Origin of the sequence: Microbacterium amylolyticum (assembly GCF_011046975.1) — a bacterium.
Classification (GTDB): Bacteria; Actinomycetota; Actinomycetes; order Actinomycetales; family Microbacteriaceae; genus Microbacterium; species Microbacterium amylolyticum.
Genome location: NZ_CP049253.1, coordinates 1,657,287 through 1,680,551 on the forward strand (window position 1 = coordinate 1,657,287; position 23,265 = coordinate 1,680,551).

The window sequence follows — 23,265 nt, forward strand, 5'->3', positions numbered from 1 at the left end:
TCTTCCCTGATCAGCCTGTAACGCACCACTGTCCCCCTTCGCAAGGGGGTGGATCCCCTTTTGTCGACACTGTTAGCGTGGCCGCCGCACGCAACCGTCGAGATCTACGAAAGGTGTGATCCATGAACGATCAGTCTGGAATCGATCCGCGTACGGCGCAGCAGGAAGAGCCGTTCCCCGAACAGCAGCAAGACCTCCAGCCCGGTGTGACGGGTGAGATGAGTCCACGCCCTGATCACGGAGAAGAAAGCTGGCAGGGCCGGGGCCGCCTCCGGGGGCGTAAAGCGCTGATTACCGGAGGAGACTCGGGAATCGGACGCGCGGTCGCTATCGCCTTCGCTCGAGAAGGCGCGGATGTGGCGATCGGTTTTCTGCCGGAAGAACGGGAGGACGCTGAGGTCACGCGTGATCTCGTGGATGCGGCGGGACAGCGATGCCTGCTTCTGCCGGGAGACCTGCGCGACGAGCAGGCGTGCATCGATACCATCCGAGATGTTCGAGAGGGGTTCGGCGGAATCGACCTCCTCGTTGTCAACGCGGCCTATCAGAAGCAGCGTGACGGAATCGATCAGATCGAGACGAGTGAGATCGAACGCACCTTCCACACAAACCTGGTGTCGATGATGGTGCTCGTCCGAGAAGCCGTTCCGCATCTACCCGAGGGATCATCGATCATCGTGACCTCGTCCGTTCAGGCGGCGTCGCCCTCGCACGGCCTTGTCGAATACGCCATGACGAAGTCCGCTCAGGTGGCCTTTATGCAGGCCATGGCGGAGGAACTCGGGCCGCAGGGTATCCGTGTCAACGCCGTGGCTCCCGGCCCTATTTGGACGCCCCTGATTCCCGCGACCGGTTTCCCGGACGACAAGGTGGCGGAGTTCGGGCAGGACACTCCCCTGGGCCGCGCAGGACAGCCCGCTGAGTTGGCGGGTGCCTATGTTTACCTGGCCAGTGACGAAGCGACGTACACGTCTGGCGCCGTTTTGCCGGTGACCGGCGGCCGGCCGTTCTGAGGGGCCCGTGAACCATGCCCGAGCCCCGTATTCATGACGAAGAACTATACGAACGGTTGCGCGACGACGGAGCGTCAAAAGAGAAATCGGCGCGCATCGCCAACGCGGCCGCGCGCGATGGTCGTTCCGAAATGGGCCGGCGCGGTGGCGGTGCTGAGAACTATGAGGATCGCACCGTGGCGGAGCTGCGCCAGCGGGCGAAGGAGGTGGGCCTCACGGGATATTCGTCCCTGAGGAAGAAGGAGCTCATCGAGCGCCTCCGAAACCACTGACACCAGCCCGCGATCAGCGGTGCGTCCGTAACCTGGAGGGGTGATGAATCCCGATCCCCTCCTTCCCCGGCGCGAGAGCGTCGAGGTGTTGCGCGCCGAGGCACAGGACGAGCGGGACACCCTCATCGAGGAACGTCTGCGCGCGGGAGAAGATCCGTGGGACTTCATGGAGGATCTTCCGACGATCGACGAGCTCGTGGTGTTTCTTCTCCGGGCGGAGCACATTGTCGGTGACGGCGGACTCCGTCCGACACACGCACGCAACCAACGCCTGATGCGACAGATCGCCGCCCAATATCCTGAGCTCTCACGAGCCGTAGAGGGCATGCTGGGCGCTGAGAACACACATCGGCGATGGGATGCCGTTGTTCGCGTTCTCGGCGGCGCATAGGGTGCCCCAGCGGTTCTGAAGCACGTTCATACGCCGAAGGCGCCTCCCCGATCGAATCAGGAAGGCGCCTTCGGCGTATTTCGCGTCTTAGGCGAGGAAGGCTGCGAGGTCCTTCTCGAGAGCCTGCTTGGGCTTGGCGCCGATGATCGTGGTCGCCACCTCGCCATCCTTGAAGACCTTCATCGCCGGAATCGACGTGATCTGGTACTTCATGGCCAGATCGGGGTTCTCGTCAACGTTGAGCTTGACGATCGTGATCTTGTCGCTGTTCTCAGCCTGGATCTGGTCGAGAACGGGCGCGACCATGCGGCAGGGGCCGCACCACTCTGCCCAGAAGTCGACGAGCACGGGGCCGTCGGCCTTCAGGACATCCTGTTCGAACGTGGCTGAAGATGTTGCCTGAGCGGTCATACTGTGTCTCCTTAGTGGAAGTCTTGTCTACCGGAACCGTGCGAAGCGCTGCGCTATTCCCGATCAGGCGGGAACAGCCGCCGCTTCTGGTTCCGGAGCGATGTCGGCGAGCGCCGCGAGGAAGTGTTCGGCGTCGAGCGCCGCAACCGTTCCGCTGGCGGCCGCGGTGACCGCCTGCCGGTACGTGGGATCGACAACATCGCCCGCGGCGAAGACGCCGGGAACAGACGTGCGCGAGGAGCGTCCGTCGACGGCGATCGTGCCATCGATCGTGAGGTCGAGCTTGTCGTGGACGAGGTGTGTGCGCGGGTCGTTGCCGATGGCGATAAACAGACCATCGAGCGCCAACTCACGCGTATCGCCCGTGACGGTGTCGCGCAGAACGACGCCGGTCAGAGCGGAGTCACCCTGCAGCTCCGCGATCTCGGAGTTCCAGATCACCTCGATCTTCTCGTTGTCGAAGGCACGCTTCTGCATGATCTTCGACGCACGGAACTCGTCGCGCCGGTGAATCAGGTAGACCTTCTTTGCGAACTTCGTGAGGAACGTTGCCTCTTCCATCGCGGAGTCGCCGCCGCCGATCACGGCGATCTCCTTCTCGCGGAAGAAGAAACCGTCGCAGGTGGCGCACCAGGACACACCGTGGCCGGAGAGTTCGTCCTCGCGCGGCAGGTTGAGCTTGCGGTAGGCAGATCCTGTGGCGAAGATCACGGCTTTCGCCTCGACGACATCGCCAGAGCCGAGGGTGACCTTCTTCACGGCACCGGACAGGTCGAGCTCTGTGGCGTCGTCGTACGAGACCTCGGTGCCAAAGCGCTCTGCCTGCTGCTGCATCTTGGCCATCAGATCGGGGCCCATGATGGCCTCGGGGAAGCCGGGGAAGTTCTCAACCTCGGTGGTGTTCATCAGCTCGCCGCCGACCTCCACCTGGCTTGCAATGACCAGCGGCTGCAGGTTGGCGCGGGCTGCGTAGATCGCGGCGGTCCAACCGGCGGGACCGGATCCGATAATGATGAGCTCTCGCACCATCTGTGCCTCCTTCGGGCGTATGTCTCGACGCGTAAAACCCATCGTACGTGCCACGTATTCCCCCACCCCCTGCGAGTTTCACGAGACAGAAGCGGATGGACACGATGTGTTCACCTTGCGGATGCACAGGCGGAACCGTCACAATCTCCGCGTGACTCACGAAGATGTGCCGGTGCTCCTGCGACGAGGCGGCGCGAGCCTCCTTCTCGCCGTCGATGAGAACGTTCCGCGAATCGTTCATTGGGGATCCGATCTCGGTGAGCTGACGCCGCCGGAGCGTGCGGCAATCGCCCGCGCGGACGACGGTGGCATTGCGGGGTCGGAGCCCGATGCCGTGAGGAGATTCACGCTCTGGGCGACTCACCGCGACGGATGGGCGGGAACACCGACCGGTGAGGGTCACGCTGACGGCGTCGGCACGGCGCGCGTGATGTACGACGGACAGCCGCCGAGCTGGACGGACGCGGCCAAGAACACGGATGATCTTGTCCTTCCCGCCGCGGTTCTCGGTCGCCGCGGGCTGCCGCTGCCCGCGCTGGCGCCGCAGCAGTCGGTGCTGATCGAGCTCGTGCGGATTTAGAGCGCGGGGGGCGCGGTGCTGTCGCGAACGACGAGCTGGGGCACAACAACAGACAGAGCGGGAACGTCGCGGCCCCCGACGAGCGCGAGCGCGGACGACACACAGCGCTGGCCGACCTCGGCGAAGTCCTGATGCATTGAGGTCAGCGGCGGCGCGTAGCCGCGTGCGTCGGCCGTGTCGTCGAAGCCGACAACGCTGATGTCCTGGGGCACGCGTTTATCGGCCTCGGCGACCGCACGGTAGAAGCCGAGGGCCATCTGATCGTTCGAGCAGAACACGGCCGTAACATCGTCGCGCGCGGCGATGCGTTTGCCGGCGAGATAACCGGATTCCACGGACCAGTCGCCCCGGAGCACGGGGGGAACGTCGCGTCCGGCTGCCTCGAGAGTGGTGCGCCAACCGTCTTCGCGTCGCCCACTCGGGCGCGACCGTTCCGGCCCGGCGATGTGCCATACCGTGCGGTGTCCGAGATCGAGCAGGTGCCGCACGGCGTCGGCGCCTCCGCGATTTTGGTCGGTGTCGACAACAACGCGGGCGTCGGGAGCTTCGGGGTCCATGTACACAACGGGGACGCCAGGAGGAAGCATCTCGGCCGCGTGGGCCAGCATCGGAGACTCCAGATTGAGGATCAGGGCGTCGACGGCGAGCTCCTGCATGCGGGAGAACAAGCGGTCGACGTCTGCTTGGCTGTGAGCCGCGACGTGCACGGGAACGAGTGTTGTTGCGTAACCGGCTATGGCGGCAGACGTGGCGATCGCCTCGATCGTTCGCACGTCGCCGAGGGTGGAGAGAGACTGGGACAGCACACCGATCGTGCGGAACGATCCGAGCTTCAGGGCGCGAGCGGCGCTGTTCGGCCGGTATCCGAGGGCGTCCATCGCATCGATCACGCGGCGGCGTGTGTCCGGGATGACCGTTCCGGTGCCGTTTGCCACGCGGGAGACGGTCTGGGCCGAGACGCCGGCGTGCTTTGCGACGTCTGCCATCGACACGCGACGCTGCGGCCGAAACTGTGAGTTCATAGTTCCTGTGTAACGGATCGGGTTGTGGACTGGCGAATTTTCGATGTTTGCGTAAACATAGTCTCGCACGTTCTCCGCAATGAAGCGAGGCACACCAATGACGGCGATACCGCAGGTGGCTCAGATGGCCGCACCCACCGGACGCTCCGCGCCGCGACGCGCCGTGCGCGGACGCTGGACGGGATGGGGATTCCTCAGCCCCTTTGCTCTGGTCTTTGCGCTGGTGTTCATCGCACCGATCATCTACGCGCTCTATCTCAGCTTCTTCCGCACGCAATTGGTCGGAGGAACCGAGTTCGTCGGCTTCGCCAACTACGTGCGCGCGTTCGGCGACGGACAGCTGTGGGACGGCGTGATCCGCGTTGCCCTGTTCCTGCTGATCCAGGTGCCGATCATGCTGTTCCTATCGCTGCTGGCATCGCTGGCGATTGACAGCGGCCGGCTCTACGGACGTAGTTTCTTCCGGTTGTCGATCTTCCTGCCGTACGCGGTTCCCGCCGTCGTCGCCACGTTTATGTGGGGCTTCATGTACGGAACTCGCTTCGGCCTGGTGGGCAACCTCAACGACATGTTCGGGATGAACATCCCCGATCTGCTCTCGCCTGATCTGATCATGCTCTCGATCGGTAACCTCGTCACCTGGCAGTTCCTCGGCTACAACATGCTGATCTTCTATTCGGCGCTGCGCGTTGTGCCGTCCTCGCTCTACGAGGCGGCCGCGATCGACGGTGCCAACCAGCTGCGCATCATCACGGCGATCAAGCTCCCCGCCATCCGCGGGGCCCTCGTGATCGCCACGATCTTCTCGATCATCGGCAGCTTCCAGCTGTTCAACGAGCCGAGCATCATGCAGTCGATGGCGCCCAACACGATCACCACCTCGTTCACGCCGAACCTGTACGCCTACAACCTCGCGTTCGCCGGTCAGCAACTGAACTACTCCGCCACCGTCGCCATCATCATGGGCGTTGTGACGATGATCGTCGCCTATGTCGTGCAGCTGCGCGGCATGCGAAAGGGGAACTGACATGTCCACGACCTCCCTGGTGACCCTCTCCCCCTCGGCGACGAAGCGTGAGCGTCGGGCGGCCCTTGGCACGATTGACAAGCCGCGCCGCAACCTGGTGCTGACGATTCTGACCGCGATCATCGTGGTCTACTCGCTGCTTCCCCTTCTGTGGTTGTTCATCAACGCCTCCAAAACACAGGGCGATCTGTTCTCCACGTTCGGGCTGTGGTTCGGGCGCGAATTCGCGCTGTTCGACAACATCGCTCGAACTCTGACCTACAACGACGGCGTCTTCCTGCGCTGGTTCGGCAACACCCTTCTTTATGTGGTTGCCGGCGCCGGAGGAGCAACCCTTCTCGCCGTTCTCGGCGGGTATGCGCTCGCCAAGTTCACCTTCCCGGGCAAGAGGGCCGTTTTCGCCGTTGTCATCGGAGCCGTCGCGGTTCCCGGAACAGCGCTCGCGGTGCCGACCTTCCTCATGTTCAGCCAGATGGGCATCACGAACACCCCGCTGTCGGTGATCATCCCGTCGCTGATCTCGCCGTTCGGCCTGTACCTGATGTGGACGTTCGCCCAGGAGGCGATCCCCACCGAGCTCATGGAAGCCGCGCGTATCGATGGTGCGAGCGAGTTCCGCACCTTCTGGAACGTGTGCCTTCCGCTTCTGGGCCCGGGAACGGTCACCGTTTTGCTGTTCACCATGGTCGCCACGTGGAACAACTACTTCCTGCCGCTGATCATGCTTCGCGATCCGCAGTGGTACCCGCTGATTCTTGGACTGAACCAGTGGAACGGCCAGGCCTCAACGGCGGGCGGCCAGCCGATCTTCGACCTCGTCCTCACCGGCTCGCTGCTGACGATCGTGCCGCTCATCGTCGCGTTTTTGTTCATGCAGCGCTACTGGCAGTCCGGCCTCACAGCCGGGTCCGTCAAAGAATGACTTCCCTCCCCTCACCACCCGCACCAACAATGACAATGGAGTCCACAGAATGACCACCATCACACGGGCGCGCAAGCGCCTTCTCACCGCAACAGCAATCGCCGGTGCCGGCGCTCTCGTTCTCGCGAGCTGCGGCTCGTCTGATGCCGGCGACCCGGACGCGGCCCTCGAAGAGGGCGGCAAGATCCTCGTCTGGGCCTGGGAACCCACGCTCGGCCCTGTCATCGAGCAGTTCGAGGCCGACAACCCCGGCGTCGAGGTGGAAATCGTCAACGTCGGAACCGGCGTCGACTCGTATACCGCCCTGCAGAACGCCATTTCGGCCGGCTCCGGTCTGCCCGATGTTGCGCAGGTCGAGTACTACGCGCTTCCGCAGTTCGCCCTGCAGGACTCGCTGACGGACCTCACCCCCTACGGCGCCGGTGACCTCGACGGCGTGTTCGCCCCCGGCCCCTGGGACGCGGTTCACTCCGGCGAGGAGATCATCGGCCTGCCGATGGACTCCGGCCCCATGGCCATGTTCTACAACGCGACCGTGTTCGAAGAGCACGGCGTTGAGGTCCCCGAGACGTGGGACGAGTTCGCGCAGGCCGCGCGTGACTTCCAGGAGTCCGACCCCGATGTGTACATCACGAACGACCTCGGAGATGCGGGATGGAACACCTCGCTCATCTGGCAGGGTGGCGGCACCCCCTGGTCGGTTGACGGAACCGATCTGACCATCGATCTTGAGAACGACGCCGCGACGCAGCGTTTCACCGACCTGTGGCAGCCGCTGATCGACGATGAGGTGCTTGCACCCATCAACGGCTGGACCGACGAATGGTTCCAGGGCATGGCAAACGGCACGATCGCCTCGCTCGTGATCGGTGCGTGGATGCCCGCGAACCTCATCGGCAACGTCCCCGACGGCGCTGGCGACTGGCGTGTTGCGCCCATGCCGCAGTGGGAAGCCGGAGCCGCTGCCTCGTCGGAGAACGGCGGCAGCTCGCTGGCCGTTCCCACAGACGCGCAGAACAAGGAACTGGCCTACGCCTTCATCGAATACGCCAACGCCTCGACGGACGGCGTGCAGATGCGCCTCGACGACGGTGCCTTCCCCGCAACCACCGAGCACCTCGAGTCGGCCGCATTCCAGGACGTCGAGTGGGACTACTTCGGCGGTCAGAAGATCAATGAGGTTCTCGCCCAGTCGTCGGCTGACGTCGTCGAGGGGTGGCAGTACCTTCCCTTCCAGGTGTACGCCAACACGATCTACGGTGACACCGCCGGTCAGGCGTACCTCGGCTCGACAACGCTCGCTGACGGTCTCGCTGGGTGGCAGAACGCGATGAAGAGCTACGCCGCCGAGCAGGGCTTCGGCATCGAGTAATTCCCCCTTCTCCACACCCCCGAGAGGCCCGGGAGAAATCTCGGGCCTCTCCTCGTCCCCTGGACACACAAAGGACTTTCATGACGCAGCACCGCTGGCTCCGGACGCCAGAAGGAACGCCCCGCCGCATCTCGTACGGCGCCGATTACAACCCCGACCAGTGGCCGCGGGAGGTCTGGGATGACGACGTTCGGCTGATGAAGAAGGCCGGCGTTGACGTTGTCTCGGTGGCGATTTTCTCCTGGGCGAAGATCCAGCCGGCGGACGGTCAGTGGGACTTCGCGTGGCTCGACGATGTGATCGATCTGATGCATGCCAACGGCATCGGTGTTGATTTGGCTACTGCCACAGCATCGCCGCCGCCGTGGCTGACGATGAAGCACCCCGAGGTGTTGCCCGTGACGGCCGACGGTGTGACGCTGACGCAGGGCGGGCGCCAGCACTGGCGACCCACCTCTCCCGTGTTCCGGGAGTACGCGCTGGAACTGGTGACGCGCCTGGCGGAGCGCTATGGCGACCACCCCGGCGTCGTTGCGTGGCACGTGAACAACGAGCTCGGCTGCCACAACGCTTACGACTATTCGGACGATGCGGCCGTCGCTTTCCGCGGCTGGCTGCAGACCCGATACGGGTCGATCGAAGCGCTCAACCACGCGTGGGGAACCGCGTTCTGGTCGCAGCGGTATGGCTCGTTCGACGAGATCCTGCCCCCGCGCACGGCGGCCACCTTCCCCAACCCCACGCAGCAGCTCGACTTCGCACGGTTCTCGTCCGATGCGCTGATCGACTACTTGACGGACGAGCGCGACATCCTGAACCGGATCTCGCCCGATGTTCCCGTCACCACGAACTTCATGGTCGTCGGCGATACCCGTCACGCGGACTACGCGAAGATGGGCCTCGAAATCGACTTCGTCTCGAACGATCACTACGTCACAGAGGATTTGGACGAGCTGGCGTTCTCCGCGTCGCTCATGGGCGGAATCGCGCGCCGCAAGCCGTGGTTCCTCATGGAGCACTCCACCAGCGCCGTGAACTGGCAACCAATCAACCGGCCAAAGCGTCCGGGAGAGCTCATCCGCGATTCGCTCACGCACGTCGCCCACGGTGCCGACGCCGTGTGCTATTTCCAGTGGCGGCAGTCAGCTGCCGGCGCGGAAAAGTTCCACTCGGCGATGGTGCCGCACGGCGGCGAGAACACCAGGGTCTACCGCGACGTTGTGGCACTCGGCGGCATCCTGCGTCAGCTGGACGAGGTGGCGGGCGCCGATCGAGGGAAGGCCGACGTTGCCATCCTCTTCGACTGGGAATCGTGGTGGGGCGCCGAGCTGGACTCGCACCCGACCGACCGCCTGCGCTACCGTCGCGAAGCACTGAACTGGTGGAAGGCGCTCGTGAATGCGGGCATTCGCGCCGATGTGGTCCCCGTCGCACAGGACGTCTCGGAGTACCGGTTGGTGATCGCTCCCGTTCTGTACAGCGTTTCCGGTGAGACCCGGGACCGCCTCACGGCCTACGTCGAGGGCGGCGGGCATCTGGTCACGACGTACTTCTCGGGCATCGTGGACGAGAACGATCACCCGTACCTCGGCGGGTACCCCGGTGCATTCCGCGATCTGCTGGGTGTGCGCGTTGAAGAGTTCCGGCCCCTGTGGGACGGCGAGACGGTGGCGTTGTCGAACGGCCAGAGCGGCGACCTCTGGAGCGAGCCGGTCGAGGTGACAGCAGACGAGGTCGAGGTGCTTGTGACCTACGTCGACGGCGACGAGATCGCTGGGGGACCCGCCGTCACGCGACGTCCGGTGGGAACGGGTTCGGCGACGTATGTATCGACGCGCCTGGGCATGGACGGCGTCGAGGCGCTTCTGCCCGTCCTTCTCCCGCGCGCCGGTGTCGAATCGGAGCTGCCACAGGCACTGCGCGGCCGCGTCGAGCTGGTGACGCGTGAGGGAGATCGTCGATACGACTTCCTCATCAACCGCACCGATGACGAGCTCTCGCTCGCCGGTCTTACGGGCGAGTACCTCGTTGGCACCGAGACGCTTCCGCCGCGCGGAGTGGCTGTTCTCGCGCGGTAGAGCAGGCGAGAGAGCGCTACGTGAGGGCCGGGATGCGTTCCGGCCCCCACGCCAGACCAAGTCGTTCGCGACGGGGTCGAGGCTTCGTATTTTCACTCATCATTCTTCTTCGCGTTGAGGTGATTGCCGGGAGAGGTCGGCGTGAGTGTGCGCGTCGGCTTTACGGGTGCTGCTCGCGGGGAGGGCCACCGTGCCGGAGCGTCGCGCGGGCCATAAGCCCTCCAACAGCGAATCCGGGGCCGGTGAACAGCAGGATCGTCGCCAGCGTGGTGTACGTGGTCCATAACAGCGGTATGCCGGTCGCCGTCATGACCGTTCCGATGATCGTGATGGCGACTGCTGTCCTTGTTTGCCGACTGAGACGATCGCGTTCGTCCGCCGGAGGGTCGACTCGACCGACGGCGAAAGCGAGTGCTACGAGCGGAACAGCGCCCACAACCCCGATAGCGGCGGTCAGTAGCGGACGATCAACCGCAGCGAAGAAGAGGGCACCTCCAATGGTCACAGTGCCAAGAACCGCGATCACCGCGTTGAGAACATACCGCTGGGTGCGTGCTTGGGCTTTGTTCGTCATCGTGCCACCACCCTATCTACGGGCACCTCGTCCCGACCCAGTACAGGAAGCCGTTTACGCCGAGCGCGTATGCCGTGAGCGCGATGGCAGCACCGGCCGGCCCTGAGGCCGCCACGAGCGGAATAGCGACGCCCCGACGCTTCTGGACGGTACGCCAACCGGCACCCGAGTCAACTAGTGACTGACTCATTCCTAGTTGCCCTCGCTTCTTGTTGATCTTCTTTCCGGTGATGTTCGAAACAGGACGGCATCACTCATCTCTGCGATCAAGGAGTCAGACCAACTGGTCCACACAGCCCATAGTGAAGAGCTGTATTGCGACATCCCGAACCATGCCCGCCCGTCGGATTCACCTGCCGCAGGAGCGGCCACTATTTTCGCCCAGCCTCCCGCGCCAGCCTCGTTACCCTGTTGCTCGACGCCGCGCCGGGCAACAATCTCCGCCACGTGGGGGCGGGGATTCGTTCTGGCCCCCACGTGGCGCTCGTCCGCGCCGAGGACCGCGTCGTGAAACCTCAGTCCAGAGCCTCCCCGGCCAGGTGCCGACCGAAGTTCGTGAGCGCTGTGGCCCAGCCGTCGTAGACGAAACCGTCTCCCGGTTTCCCCTCGAAACCGCGCACGTGCATCACGAGCTCCGTGCGATCGGCCGACAGCGCCGTCAGGGTGATGGTGATCACCGAGGCATCGTTGGGAGGGGTGTCTGGATCGCCCCATGTGAAAACGAGGCGTTCGACCGGCTCGATTTCCAGCAGAACTCCGCCCGTGGGGATTGTCGCGCCGGTCTGATCGTTGGTCATCGTGTACGCGTAGCGGCCGCCAACGCGGGCGTCGAACGACACCGTTTCGGCGCTGACGCCGAAGGGGCGCAGCCACTGCGCGCGCTCCGATTCGTCCGTCCATGCGCGCCAGACGAGCTCACGCGGGGCGTCGAACGTGCGGGTGATGGAGAATTCCGGAGTCTTATCCAGCGTTGCACTCATCGTTCTGCCTCCTGAGAATCATGGTCTTCCGAGATGCTCTTCTTCTTCGCGGCGAGGTGATCGTCCAGTGCGTCGAGGCGCAGATTCCAGGCGCGACGCTGCTCCTCCACCCATGCGTTTGCCTCATCGAGGGGCTCAGCTTGGAGTGAGAGCGTCCGCCACTGCGCCCGCGCCGTGCGGGTGATGAGGCCCGCCCCCTCGAGCACCTTGAGGTGCTGTGAGATTGCGGGTGCGCTCATCACGAAATCCACCGCGACCTCGCCGACGGTGGCGGTACCGCGGGACAGCCGAGACAGAATCTCCCGGCGGGTGGGATCGGCGAGAGCGGCGAACACGAGGCTCAGGCGATCCGTTGCGCGCATTTCGACAACTCCTTAATTAGTGAGTTGCTTAAGTATGAGCGCGCGGATCACGTGCTGTCAAGGGGCGATCATCGGGACAGGCGTCGTGACGCCGCATCACCCCTCGCGCGTCCCCGTCACTGTGCGGGCAGAACCCACTGCTCTGTATCCGCGTCACAGACGTCCGGAATGAGCGCGTCCTCGACGCCGCCAATGCTCTCACCGCCGGGAAGACTGACGTCCTCCCCGAACGTCAAGCGCATCGCTCCGTAGATGATCATTCCATCGCGTTCCGACACCGCGCCCGCGGAGAAAAGGGGAATCCATTTCTCCTGAAAGTCGTCAACCACGTACACACATCCATTTTCACGAACGAGTGTGCCGTCCAATGATGCAGCGTGCCCGACACCGACTTCCGCTCCCGATGTTTCGAGCACAGCGATGCCCGGAGGAACCTCGGCGCTCGCGCAGGCCGAGAGCACCAGAACTGCCATGAGGGGCAGCGTTGATCGCCGCGTCCGTTGTCCTTGCCTCAGCATGAGAGCCTCACGTGAAGAGTCGGGATGCCCGCGATGTGGGTGCACACGTTCCAGACCTTCCCATACTGAGCCCGGTACGGGAAGGGTCTCCGCCGAACGGATTCCGTAGGCTCTACCGCCCGAGCTTCCCGCGGATCAGTGTCACGATCGCGGTCAACTCGGGCGTACGGAAGGCGGCGAGGAGGCCGCCGTAGACGAGGGCGCAGATTGAGCCGATGACGGCGCAACCGGCGGCGGCGAAGAGCTTGTTCTGGACCATCCAGCTGTCCGGCCCGCCAAAGAGCAGGTAGACGGAGATGCCGACCAGGCCCGTGGGGATGGCCGCGAAGGTGAAGCGGATGATGGCCCAGAGCGCCCCGCCGATGTGGAGCGGGCCCAGTTTGCGGCGCAGCAACCAGATCGCCACGAGAACCTGTGCGGTGCTTGCGAAGGACTGGATCAGCGCAACGCCGAGCGTCAGGTCACCAGCGGTAAAGAAGGAGCGTGCGAGCAGTGCGCCCGACGCCGTGAGAATCGCCTGGAACAGGGTGAAGAAGAACGGCGTGCGGGTGTCTCCGTAGGCGTAGAACGACCGCTGAACGATGAACAACACGGCCAGCGGAACGAGCCCGACGAGAAATCCGACCAGAACCGGCGCGGTGGCCGACGCCTCCGCCATATCGTTCGAGAACAGGCGGGCGGCCGGAACGGCCGCAGCGGCGAGCGTCACCGCCGCAAAAACAACGAGTAGTCCGAGCGTTTTGATCGCCGCGCTGATGTCCCGTTTCACCTCGGTGTCGCGGCCGGCGTGCGCATGCTCGCTGAGGCGCGTGAAGTACGGGGTGCCGATGCTCATCACGATGAGTGAGTACGGGAGCATGAACACGAGCCAGGCGTTGAACCAGATGTTGGACGATGCGTTGACGGCTTCATCGGTCGACGCCGTGGAGATCACCTGCTGCTGAACGGCGGCAACGAGCAGGCCAAGCAGCAGCATGCCGATGCTCCAGGAGGCGATGCGCTGGATCTGGCCGAGGCCCATTCCGCGCCACACAAAGTCCGCGCGCAGCTTCAGGCCCGTTTTACGCCAAAACAGCAGCAGCGTCACCGATTGCGCGACGATGCCCAGCGTTGCTGTGCCGCCGAGAAGAACGATCATCGTGGTGTCGAACTCTTCGATGGGACGGCGCCCGCCGCCGAAGAGCCAGATGAACGTGCTGAATCCGGCGATCGAGACAAGGTTGTTCACGATCGGTGCCCACGCGTACGGGGCGAAAATGCGGCGGGCGTTGAGCGTTTCGCCGACGAGCGCGAACACCCCGTAGAAGAACACCTGAGGGATGCACCAGTACGCGAACGCGACGGCAAGTGAATACTGCTCGTTCGTGTCGAAGTCGGAGAACGCCGAGATGAGAAGGGGCGCGGCCAACGTCGCCACCACGGTGACCACCAGGAGGATGAGCGTCCCCAGCGTGAACAGCTTGGACAGCATCCGCTTCCCGCCGTCTTCGAGCTGTGACCACTTGACGATCTGCGGCACGAAGACGGCCGTGAGAACGCCCGTCGAGATCACTTGGAAGACGTAGTTCGGCACCTGATTGGCGATCGCAAAAGCGTCAGCGCTGAGACCGGCACCACCGATGGCCGTGATCAGCACCATGGAGCGCAACAGCCCCGTGATCCGCGAGGCAAACGTGCCCGCTGCGATAACAGCGCTGGAGCGTCCGAGGCTCATTCAGATTCCTTCATTCCCTGTTCGGAATGCGCCTCGTTACGCGGTTCCTGTCGTGCTTGTTCGTCCCGCTCAGCGCGATCGCGGCGCCGGCGGCGGACCTGACGGTACGCCCCGAAGCCGAGAAGTGACAGAACCAAGACGGCGAACAGGGCGATGCCGATTCGCTCCCAGTCGGCGCGGACGGTGACATCCATGTCGCGGGCGGGGCCGATCTGCTCACCAGACAGGGACGTGAGGCTGTAGTGAACGACGACCTGACCACTACCCACACGCGCCTCGATGGGAATCGTCACGCGCGTTGTCGACTGCGGTTGCGCCGTGACCTCGGTGCGGCGCTCAATGCTCAGGCGCGGATCATCGGGGATGGCGGTGATCACAACGCGCGCCGGATACGCCAGATCGTTTCGGATCCAGACAGGCATCGGTGCCTCAGGGCTGAGGAGCTGGACCGGTTGCGGCTGCTGAATGTCGATCGCATGTGCGCGTTGATCCGTCAGAACCGCAAATGACTCCGCGCGTGCTTCAGCGCCATCGGGGTTGGTCGCCCAGGACACCGAGAGGACGCGGAGCATTTCGGCGCGCACCTGTCCGATCAACTGCGCCGGGTGAACGAGGGCTGACGCCGTGTGGGCGATCGCCGGCTCGTCGGCCACGAAGGTATTGACGGCGCCGATGAACGTGTCGTTCGCTACGGCATCGGTGAGCGCGACCTCTTGTGTGTCAGCCGAGAGAAGTGCCGTGAGATCCTCGGAGGCGCTATCGGTGCGCCCCGCAACGGCGCGTACAGCGTCGCGCAGGCCATCCGCCGTTACCTGAGGCGTTGTCACGGCCACCGTGTCGCCCTCGTCATCGGTTGTGAGGGAATCGGAGCCCAGGCGGTCGAGGGCGATGAGCAGCGGCTGCTCGGACGCGTTCGATGCAATCCACATCTCCGCCGTGGCCCGGAGGAGTTTGTCGTCGCGTGCGGCAACGGTGTCTTCGTCTGCCGCGTCGAGCAGGAGCGTCGCGAGCGCGTCGTCGTAGGCGATCGTGTCGTCGCCAATCGCCGTGTTCCCCGACGCTGTGTGCGACGCCGGAACGAGAACGCGCGCATCGGAATCGTCGGTGAGCGACGTCACGACAGATTCATCGACCGACCCCGGGGTCGGCCAGAACAGCTGTGGCGTCTCACGGTCGGAAATGGCCAGGAGCTCGTCGAGCGACGGGGCGTCCTCGGGAACGCCCGCACCATCAGCAGACGCATTCCCCACAAGGTATGTATCGAGGTTGACGGGTGTGAGGGGTTCTTCGAGGCCTGCCCTCATCTGTGACGACACATCGGCGTCAGCGAATTGCAAAGCGAAACGCTCGTTCGGCAGTTCCATCAGGCGATCAAGCCACAGGGCGGCGGAAGCCGGCGCCGCGTCACCCAAAACGCGAATTGCCGCCGGAATCGCCGGATCGATCGCGAGCACGGCGGATGTGCCCTCGACGGCATCGAGCTGGGCCGTGAGCAGGCCGTCCGCACCGGTGAGCGTCGCCAGCGTGTTCGGTGCGTACAGGCCGACGGTGTCGACGGGTCCGGTGATCGGAACGATGAGCGTGACGGCGGGCTGACTCTCGTCGGGCACGATCAGAATCGTGCGCGCTTCGACGGCGCCTGATCCCGTCTCGTACTGAGCGCGCAGTGGATATACCCCGAACGGAATGTCTTCGAGATTGAGGGCAGAGTTCAGCGTGACGGCCGTGTTCGCCTCGACATCATCGACAGGAACCGTGGCCAGCTCCGTCATCGACGGCGAATCGTTGCCGGAAAGCCACGCGGCCACGTCGCCTCGACGCGTGATCGGAGCGCCGATGGCGAGAGTGACGTCGTCCGCGGCGAATTCCTCTGTGGTCGCATTCGCGATGTCGAGGGTGACGGAGAGGCTTCCGTCTGCCGCCACGCCGCGGGACGTGGGCGTGATGCGCAGCGCCGGACGGTCGGCGATGTCGGCGTCGGGAGCGGGCTCCTCGTCGAGGCTCGCGACCGTCGCGGGAAGCGGAGCGGCGATGGCGCTCGCCGTCCCGCCGCACGCCAGAACAGCTCCCATCGCCATCGCGGCGAGGAGCACTCTGCCTCGTGGCAGCAAGCTCGTCGTGTCATTCATAGAAAGGGCGGCCACATGAGCGGCCGTGACGATTCTACGGATCGACCTCATAACGATCGTGTGAGCCGTGCCGCAATGGGACGAGACGGTCTGCGTGCTCGATAGGATCGGCGTGTTGCCCCCTTCCTTTCACTGGAGTTCGGACATGCCCGCAGAAGCACCGTCGCGGCAGGCGGAAGACCCCACGATCACCGCGCTCAGCGGGGGCATCGTCAGACGCGACACGACCCTTGCTGATGGTCGTGACCTGATCTACTACGACGACGCCGGAACCACCCTTCCTGCGGAGCGGCGTCTCGATCAGCGCGACCTTGCCCCGCGTCCGGAAACGGCCGATATGCGCCGCGACGTGCTGACGGGCGAGTGGATCACGATTGCGGCCAACCGCCAGAACCGCGTGATGTTGCCGCCAGCGGAGTTCGATCCGCTGGCACCGCAAACCGACACGAACCCGTCAGAGGTCCCCAGCCTCTATGACGTGGCCGTGTTCGAGAACCGCTCCCCCTCGCTCGGCCCGGCCCTGGCAGAGGCCATCGGCGGCGTGCCTCGGGCGGACAACGCACCTGAAGGCCCTCACGACGTTGAGCAGCCGGGACTTGGTCGCACGCGCACGGCGATCGGGCGCTGTGAGGTCGTGTGCTTCAGCCCTGAGCGCACGGGATCGTTCGGAACACAGAGCGCGCAGCGCGCTCGCACGGTGATCGAAGCGTGGTCGGATCGCACGGCCGCGCTCAGCGCCCTCCCTGGCGTCGAGCAGGTGTTTCCATTCGAAAACCGCGGCGAGCAGATCGGTGTCACCCTGCACCACCCACACGGGCAGATCTACTCCTACCCCTATGTCACGCCGCGCACCACATCGCTGCTTCGACAGATTGAGCGTGAAGGTGAGGATCTGTTCGAGCGCATTGTCGAGTTCGAGCAGGCCGGCCCCCGCGTTCTGATCGATGCCGAGCACTGGCTTGCCTACGTGCCCTTCGCGGCGCGCTGGCCCGTGGAGGCGCACCTTGTGCCCAAGCGTCACGCGGCCGACTTCACGGAACTCACGGACGAAGAAAAAGACGAACTGGCGCGGGTGTACTTGCAGCTTCTGCGCGGCGTTGATGCCCTCTATGACACCCCCACGCCCTACATCGCGGCGTGGCACCAGGCGCCGGTAAGCGTGGGGCGAGAGAGTGTCCGTATGCACCTGCAGCTCACTTCCCCCCGCCGAGCAGCCGACAAGCTGAAGTTCCTCGCTGGTTCCGAGGCGGCGATGGGGGCCTGGACCGCCGAGATCCCTCCGGAGGCCGGCGCCGAACGGTTGCGCGCCGCTATTCAGAGCGTCGGGGAGATCGCGTGACGGGCGCGTCGCTCGTGGAGGCTGCAGAGCTGTTCACGACGATGACGGGCGCCGAGCCCGAGGCCGTGTGGTCGGCACCCGGCCGCGCGAACCTCATCGGTGAGCACACCGACTACAACGAGGGCTTCGTTTTGCCGTTTGCCGTTCAGAACCGCACCTACGCAGCGATCGGACGGCGAAGCGACGGGGTCATTCGCGTGACGTCGACGTTCGACCCGACTCCCGTTGAGGTTGCGCTTGTCGAGCTGCGGGCGCTCTTTAGCGGAGCGCCCGGCGATGCCGTGACCTCCGGTGCCGTTCCCGAATGGGCCGCATACCCACTGGGCGTTGCGTGGGCCGCGATCGAAGCGCATGAGCGCGCGGCAAACCGCGCGTTCGGCGTTGATATTGCGATTGCGTCTGATGTTCCCGTTGGCGCCGGGCTGTCGTCTTCCGCGGCGCTCGAGGGCGCTGCTCTCGCCGCGATCGACTGGATGTGGCAGATCGGCCTGACGCCGCTCGACATGGCCAAGGTGGGACGCACGGCCGAGAACATCGCCGTTGGCGCGCCGACGGGAATCATGGATCAGGTGTCGTCCTTCATGGGCGAAACAGACTCCGCCACGTTCCTCGACTGCCGCACGCTCGAAACGAGCACGGTTGATCTGGGCTTCGCACGCGAGGGCCTTGAGGTGCTCGTGATCGACACGCGTGTCACCCATGCGCACTCCACCGGCGGCTATGGCGAACGCCGCGCGTCCTGCGATAAGGGCGCGCGCGAACTGGGTGTGGTCTCGCTTCGTGACGTCCGCATGGATGACCTCGACCGTGCGGCGGAGACGCTGGACGATGTGACCTTCCGCCGCGTGCGGCACATCGTTACCGAGAACCAGCGGGTGCTCGACACCGTGGACACGCTGCGTGCCGAAGGGCCACGCGCGATCGGCGGATTGCTGGTGCAGTCCCATGTGTCGATGCGCGACGACTTCGAGATCTCGGTTCCCGAACTCGACACCGCCGTGACCGCCGCGCTTGACGCGGGAGCCATCGGTGCGCGGATGACGGGAGGCGGCTTCGGCGGCTCCGCCATCGCGATCGTCGAACGCGATCAGCTTGCCCAGACGAAGACGACGATCGCTGATGCCTTTGAACGTCAGGGCTTCCGCGCTCCTCGCCAGTTCACCGTCACGGCCTCGCACGGCCTGCTTCGCGACCGGTAGCCCCGTCCCGGCGAAAGCGACGCTCCCTATTCGGCGATGGTGAGAAAGCCGTCGGTGATGAGCGATCGCACGGCCGGGAGTGTGGCGTCCTGCAGAGCGTCGTGGTCGACGTCGAGGATCTCGGCGAGCGCTTCAAGGATCTGACCCACCGTTAGATCGCCGTCGCTGGCACCCACGAGGCCCGCGACGGCGGGGTCGGTCTGCAGGCTGCGACCGAAACCGCCTCCCTGACGTAGCTCGATGACGGTGGGGTCCTCGGCGCCCGGTGTGTAGTGCCGGGCTTCGGTGACATCCGGCGCCGTTCGAAGCGTGACCGCGCGGAGCTGATCGTCCGTGAGGGCGGTGTGTGCGTCGTGCGCCGCGAGGGCGAGCGCAAGGTGAGCTCCCAGCCCGTTCTCCGCGGGAATCGGTTGTGAAAGACGCTCGTAGCGCGCGAGGGTCGGTTCAGCCTGTGCGCGTCGAAGGAGCACGTATCCGAATCCGATCTCGGTCACGCCCCGCGCCGCGAAATCGTCGAGCCACGCGCCGAGTAGCGCGTCATGTTTCGCCGACCCCGGCACCGTGCCGCCGTCCCGAATCCACATCTCCGCGTAGGCGGTCGGGCTGAGGCTTTCGCGCTCCACCACCCACGCATCAAGGGCAACGGGCGACTCCTCCACCCATCTGCGGAAGCGATCGAGCCCGGAGACGCCGTCCTTCGTCTCCCAGTTGCCCAGGAACTGCGCCGTGCCACCGGGGGTCAGATGCGCTCCGGCGCCCGCGACGACGGCCTGCACGAGAGCATCGCCCACGAGGCCGCCGTCGCGATACTCGTACTCCGGGACGCCGCTGGCGCGCGGTGTGATGACGAAAGGAGGGTTGGAGACGATGCGGTCGAACTGCTCACCGGAGACCGGCTCGAAGAGCGAGCCATGACGCACGTCGATCGCCGTCGTGCCGTTCAGGAGGGCGTTGAGGCGCGTAAACGCCAGCGCACGTTCGGAGATGTCGGTGGCGACCACACTCTCCGCATAGCGGCCCGCGCGCAGCGCCTGGATTCCGCAGCCCGTCCCGAGGTCCAGAACCCGGCCTGCTGCCGTGGGAAGTTGCAGCCCCGCCAGGGTCAGAGAGGCGCCGCCAACGCCGAGAACGTGATCCTCGGCAAGAGCGCCACCGCCGAGCGCGAGCTCGTCGAGATCCGCGGCGATCCACCATTCACCTGGTCCGCGATCGTCGTGGAATGGTCGGGGCCGGACCGTGGCACACGGAACCACGTCATCAGCATCGAGCCGCGCCAGCCCCAGGCTGATCAGACCGCTCACGCCCAGCGACGGAAGCGCTGCCGCAACGGCGTCCGATGCCTGCGCCACACCGAAGATCAGTAGCCGGGCCAGAACGGCCTGCGGGTCTGTTCGTTCGCCCAGGCGACGCAACGCGGGCGTGCGCAGCGATCGTGCGATCGCGTCATCGGCCTCAACACCCCACGCGGCGCGCAGCGGCGCCGAGCGGAAATCGGCGGCGTTGAGATCGGACGAAAGGGCCTGGCACAGAGCGGGATCCGGGGTGAGCACTCCCCCATTGTCCCGCGTTCACAGGAGGTTCCTCAGTTCGCGGCAGGTTATGCGGCGTGCTTCCACTCCGCGCTGCAGGCGGTTGCCCGCACACAGAAGGTGGCGATCGACGACTCCTCCGTTGGCGCACGCGTTCGCATCGGGAAGAACGACGCCGGCGGCTTCGGACAGGACACTGTGACGGCTACGTCGTGAGCAGGCTCTTGATCGCCCGGCGCTCCTCCATTGCCGCGTAGGCGGCGGCGGCATCCGCGAGGGCGAAGCGCGCGTCGAAGACCTGTCCGGGGCGGAGATCACCGGCAAGTACCTCGGGGAGGATCTCGTCGATGTAATTGCGCACCGGGGCGATGCCGCCTCGAACACCGACGTTCGTGCCGAACATTGTCCGCATCGGCAGTTCTGGCCCGCCGTTGGGAACGCCGACGAAGCCCACCTGACCGCCGGGGCGAGCAGCGCGAAGCGCCTGGTCCATCGACTCCTTTGTTCCGACGCATTCGAGCACCGCGTCGGGGCCGATGCCCGAGAACATGTCTTTGAGCTTCGCGACGCCCTCATCCCCGCGCTCGGGGACGATATCGGTGGCTCCGAATGCGCGAGCAACGTCCTGCCGTGACGCGTGACGCGACATGGCGACGATGCGTTCGGCGCCGAGGCGTCGGGCCGCGAGAACAGCGGACAGGCCCACCGCTCCGTCACCAACAACGGCAACCGTGGAACCCGCCGTCACGCCCGCCGAGATCGCGGCATGGTGGCCGGTGAGGAAGACATCGCTCAGCGTGAGCAGGTCGGGGATCATGTCGGCCGACGGAAGTCCGCCCTCGACAACCTTCAGCGTGCCGTCGGCGTGCGGAACACGCACCAGCTCGCCCTGCGCGCCGTCCACGTCGTGGCCCCAGTGGTCGGATCCGCCCCACCAGCCCACCTCGAGGCAGGACGTGGTGAACCCGCCCACGCAGTTGGCGCACGTTCCACAGCAGTCGTAGAACGGCGCGATCACGAAGTCTCCGGCGCGAACCGAGGTCACGCCGGCCGCAACCTCTTCGACGACGCCGATGAACTCGTGGCCGATGCGCTTGGGCATGTTCGGCTGCGTCACGCCGCGGTACGGCCAGAGATCCGATCCGCACACACAGGCGGCGGTGACGCGAACAATCGCGTCCTGTCCGGATCCGGAAAGGGAAGGGTCGGGCACGATCTCCGAGCGGATGTCTCGCTCGCCGTAGATGAGGGTGGCACGCATACCTCGACGCTACCCGCGGAATCCTTCAGGGCGCCCCGACTACGCTGGAAAGCATGCTGAACATGGCCGCCGGTCTTGCACGCCTCGGCGACCTCGCGAACCACCCCGTCGTTTCCACTCTCGCGCAGGCTTTTGCCGATGCGGGGCACGATCTCGCTATCGTCGGCGGACCTGTTCGTGATGCGTTGCTGGGCAGGCACACGCACGATCTCGACTTCACCACGGACGCCCGCCCTGATGACATCCTGCGGATCGTCACACCCGTCTCCTCCGCCCAGTGGGACATTGGGCGTGCCTTCGGCACGATCGGTGCCCGCATCCGCGGCGAACAGGTCGAGATCACCACGTACCGTGCCGACAGTTACGACGGGGCCACGCGCAAGCCCGTTGTCGCCTTCGGAGACGACCTGGAGGGCGATCTGACCCGTCGCGACTTCACCGTCAACGCGATGGCGCTCCGCGTGCCGGCCGTGACGCTGGTTGATCCGACAGGCGGGGTCGAAGATCTCGTCGCGGGAACCCTGCGCACGCCGATCGATCCTCGGATGAGCTTTGGCGACGACCCGCTCCGCATGCTCCGCGCCGCCCGGTTTTCCGCGCAGTTGGGGTTCGACGTGGAAGAGAACACGCGCCAGGCGATCGAGGACCTGACCGGGTCCCTCAGCATCATCAGCGCCGAGCGGATCCAGGCCGAGCTCTCGCGCACGCTGCGCGAAACCGACCCGGTGCGCGGAATTCGCGTGATGGTGGACACCGGTCTTGCCGATGAGTTCCTGCCCGAACTGGGCGCGATGCGCCTGGAAGTAGACGAACACCACCATCACAAGGACGTTTACGAGCACTCGCTGACGGTTCTGCAGCAGGCGATCGAACTGGAGACGGCCCGCAACCCCGGCGCGGAACCGGACGTTGCCCTGCGCATCGCGGCGCTGTTGCACGACATCGGAAAGCCGCGCACCCGCAAGCTCGAACCCGGTGGCGCCGTGACCTTCCATCACCACGACGTCGTCGGCTCGCGCATGGCGAAAAAGCGCCTGGAGAAGCTGAAGTACGACTCGGCGACGATCTCCTCCGTTGCCACGCTCATCGAACTGCACCTGCGCTTCTTCGGCTATGCGGAGGGCGCGTGGAGCGACTCGGCCGTTCGCCGGTACGTGCGAGACGCCGGAGACGAGCTGGATCGCCTGCACATCCTCACGCGCGCTGATGTGACCACCCGCAACCTTCGTAAGGCTCGGCGGTTGGCGGCGGCGTACGACGATATCGAACAGCGCATTGCTGTTCTGCGCGAGCAGGAAGAGATCGATTCGATTCGCCCCGATATCGATGGCAATCGGATCCAGGAGATCCTGGGGATTCGGCCGGGACCCGATGTGGGCAAGGCCTACCGGTTCCTGTTGGAGCTTCGACTCGACGAGGGTCCGCTGGGCGAAGACGAGGCCGAAAAGCGGCTGCGCGCCTGGTGGGCGGAGCAGTCCTGATCTCTGGGTAACCCCCGAATGTCGGGCCGTGGTCCCCGTTCGCGGGCGCAACGCCTGTAGCG

General features: G+C 65.3%; 22 protein-coding genes and 1 pseudogene. 12 read left to right on the plus strand and 11 right to left on the minus strand.

Annotation, left to right across the window (positions count from 1 at the left end; all coding sequences use genetic code 11):
- Window positions 1–122 precede the first annotated feature (122 nt).
- Genes G6N81_RS08180 through G6N81_RS08190 form a run of 3 tightly spaced genes read left to right on the plus strand, consistent with a single transcriptional unit; the run spans window position 123 to window position 1,676 of the window.
- Window positions 123–1,013 carry an SDR family oxidoreductase gene (locus tag G6N81_RS08180; protein WP_165135445.1) on the plus strand — a complete coding sequence of 297 codons (891 nt, stop codon included), beginning with the start codon at window positions 123–125 and terminating at the stop codon, window positions 1,011–1,013.
- Window positions 1,014–1,027: 14 nt separating this feature from the next.
- Entirely contained in the window at window positions 1,028–1,285 is a 258-nt protein-coding gene (locus tag G6N81_RS08185; RefSeq protein WP_165135448.1) for a DUF7218 family protein, read from the plus strand.
- Between the two features lie 43 nt (window positions 1,286–1,328).
- Window positions 1,329–1,676, plus strand: a complete 348-nt coding sequence (locus G6N81_RS08190) for a tryptophan synthase subunit alpha (protein ID WP_165137856.1) — start codon at window positions 1,329–1,331, stop codon at window positions 1,674–1,676.
- A gap of 87 nt (window positions 1,677–1,763) precedes the next feature.
- On the opposite strand, the gene trxA is transcribed toward G6N81_RS08190, so the two are convergent.
- Window positions 1,764–2,087 (minus strand): thioredoxin, encoded by a 324-nt coding sequence (trxA, locus tag G6N81_RS08195; protein WP_165135451.1) that lies wholly within the window; start codon window positions 2,085–2,087, stop codon window positions 1,764–1,766.
- Between the two features lie 63 nt (window positions 2,088–2,150).
- Complete coding sequence (gene trxB / locus G6N81_RS08200; RefSeq protein ID WP_165137857.1) at window positions 2,151–3,113, minus strand: thioredoxin-disulfide reductase; 963 nt, start codon at window positions 3,111–3,113, stop codon at window positions 2,151–2,153.
- 154 nt (window positions 3,114–3,267) lie between these two features.
- Between trxB and G6N81_RS08205 the strand changes: the two genes are divergently transcribed.
- Window positions 3,268–3,696, plus strand: a complete 429-nt coding sequence (locus G6N81_RS08205; protein WP_165135454.1) for a hypothetical protein — start codon at window positions 3,268–3,270, stop codon at window positions 3,694–3,696.
- Here G6N81_RS08205 and G6N81_RS08210 read toward each other — a convergent pair.
- Window positions 3,693–4,718, minus strand: coding sequence for a LacI family DNA-binding transcriptional regulator (locus tag G6N81_RS08210; protein ID WP_241244923.1), 1,026 nt, complete (start codon window positions 4,716–4,718; stop codon window positions 3,693–3,695). The two genes, G6N81_RS08205 and G6N81_RS08210, sit on opposite strands and share 4 nt — an antisense overlap.
- A 124-nt stretch (window positions 4,719–4,842) precedes the next feature.
- Between G6N81_RS08210 and G6N81_RS08215 the strand changes: the two genes are divergently transcribed.
- The 4 genes from G6N81_RS08215 (at window position 4,843) to G6N81_RS08230 (ending at window position 10,117) form a co-directional block, all read left to right on the plus strand.
- Complete coding sequence (locus G6N81_RS08215) at window positions 4,843–5,745, plus strand: carbohydrate ABC transporter permease (protein WP_206527856.1); 903 nt, start codon at window positions 4,843–4,845, stop codon at window positions 5,743–5,745.
- Window position 5,746: 1 nt separating this feature from the next.
- Window positions 5,747–6,667: a carbohydrate ABC transporter permease gene (locus G6N81_RS08220; protein WP_165135460.1), complete on the plus strand. Its 921-nt coding sequence runs from the start codon at window positions 5,747–5,749 to the stop codon at window positions 6,665–6,667.
- Window positions 6,668–6,716: 49 nt separating this feature from the next.
- Window positions 6,717–8,039: an ABC transporter substrate-binding protein gene (locus G6N81_RS08225; protein ID WP_165135463.1), complete on the plus strand. Its 1,323-nt coding sequence runs from the start codon at window positions 6,717–6,719 to the stop codon at window positions 8,037–8,039.
- Between the two features lie 80 nt (window positions 8,040–8,119).
- Window positions 8,120–10,117: a beta-galactosidase gene (locus tag G6N81_RS08230; protein ID WP_165135466.1), complete on the plus strand. Its 1,998-nt coding sequence runs from the start codon at window positions 8,120–8,122 to the stop codon at window positions 10,115–10,117.
- A 160-nt stretch (window positions 10,118–10,277) separates the two neighbouring features.
- On the opposite strand, the gene G6N81_RS08235 is transcribed toward G6N81_RS08230, so the two are convergent.
- The 6 genes from G6N81_RS08235 to G6N81_RS08260 form a co-directional block, all read right to left on the minus strand.
- A complete protein-coding gene (locus G6N81_RS08235) occupies window positions 10,278–10,691 on the minus strand; it encodes a hypothetical protein (RefSeq protein ID WP_165135469.1) in 414 nt (137 codons plus the stop codon).
- Between the two features lie 515 nt (window positions 10,692–11,206).
- Entirely contained in the window at window positions 11,207–11,671 is a 465-nt protein-coding gene (locus G6N81_RS08240; RefSeq protein WP_165135472.1) for an SRPBCC family protein, read from the minus strand.
- A complete protein-coding gene (locus G6N81_RS08245) occupies window positions 11,668–12,033 on the minus strand; it encodes an ArsR/SmtB family transcription factor (RefSeq protein ID WP_165135475.1) in 366 nt (121 codons plus the stop codon). Before G6N81_RS08245 ends, G6N81_RS08240 begins: the two co-directional genes overlap by 4 nt.
- A gap of 116 nt (window positions 12,034–12,149) precedes the next feature.
- Window positions 12,150–12,506, minus strand: a complete 357-nt coding sequence (locus tag G6N81_RS08250) for a hypothetical protein (protein WP_165135478.1) — start codon at window positions 12,504–12,506, stop codon at window positions 12,150–12,152.
- A 157-nt stretch (window positions 12,507–12,663) separates the two neighbouring features.
- Window positions 12,664–14,265 (minus strand): murein biosynthesis integral membrane protein MurJ, encoded by a 1,602-nt coding sequence (murJ, locus tag G6N81_RS08255; RefSeq protein WP_165135481.1) that lies wholly within the window; start codon window positions 14,263–14,265, stop codon window positions 12,664–12,666.
- Entirely contained in the window at window positions 14,262–16,358 is a 2,097-nt protein-coding gene (locus G6N81_RS08260; protein WP_165135484.1) for a DUF6049 family protein, read from the minus strand. Before G6N81_RS08260 ends, murJ begins: the two co-directional genes overlap by 4 nt.
- 181 nt (window positions 16,359–16,539) lie before the next feature.
- Between G6N81_RS08260 and galT the strand changes: the two genes are divergently transcribed.
- Both galT and galK read left to right on the plus strand, forming a co-directional pair.
- Window positions 16,540–17,733: a galactose-1-phosphate uridylyltransferase gene (gene galT / locus G6N81_RS08265; RefSeq protein ID WP_165135487.1), complete on the plus strand. Its 1,194-nt coding sequence runs from the start codon at window positions 16,540–16,542 to the stop codon at window positions 17,731–17,733.
- Between the two features lie 41 nt (window positions 17,734–17,774).
- A complete protein-coding gene (galK, locus tag G6N81_RS08270) occupies window positions 17,775–18,932 on the plus strand; it encodes a galactokinase (protein ID WP_165137859.1) in 1,158 nt (385 codons plus the stop codon).
- Between the two features lie 26 nt (window positions 18,933–18,958).
- Here the strand turns inward: galK and G6N81_RS08275 are convergent, their stop codons facing one another.
- Window positions 18,959–20,482, minus strand: coding sequence for a DUF7059 domain-containing protein (locus tag G6N81_RS08275; RefSeq protein ID WP_165135491.1), 1,524 nt, complete (start codon window positions 20,480–20,482; stop codon window positions 18,959–18,961).
- Window positions 20,483–20,518: 36 nt separating this feature from the next.
- On the opposite strand from G6N81_RS08275, the pseudogene G6N81_RS12740 reads away from it, so the two are divergent.
- A pseudogene (locus tag G6N81_RS12740) lies at window positions 20,519–20,647 on the plus strand (organic hydroperoxide resistance protein); the annotation flags it as partial.
- Between the two features lie 19 nt (window positions 20,648–20,666).
- On the opposite strand, the gene G6N81_RS08285 reads toward G6N81_RS12740, so the two are convergent.
- A complete protein-coding gene (locus G6N81_RS08285; RefSeq protein ID WP_165135494.1) occupies window positions 20,667–21,722 on the minus strand; it encodes a zinc-dependent alcohol dehydrogenase family protein in 1,056 nt (351 codons plus the stop codon).
- Between the two features lie 53 nt (window positions 21,723–21,775).
- On the opposite strand from G6N81_RS08285, the gene G6N81_RS08290 reads away from it, so the two are divergent.
- Window positions 21,776–23,203, plus strand: coding sequence for a CCA tRNA nucleotidyltransferase (locus G6N81_RS08290; protein ID WP_165135497.1), 1,428 nt, complete (start codon window positions 21,776–21,778; stop codon window positions 23,201–23,203).
- Window positions 23,204–23,265 lie beyond the last annotated feature (62 nt).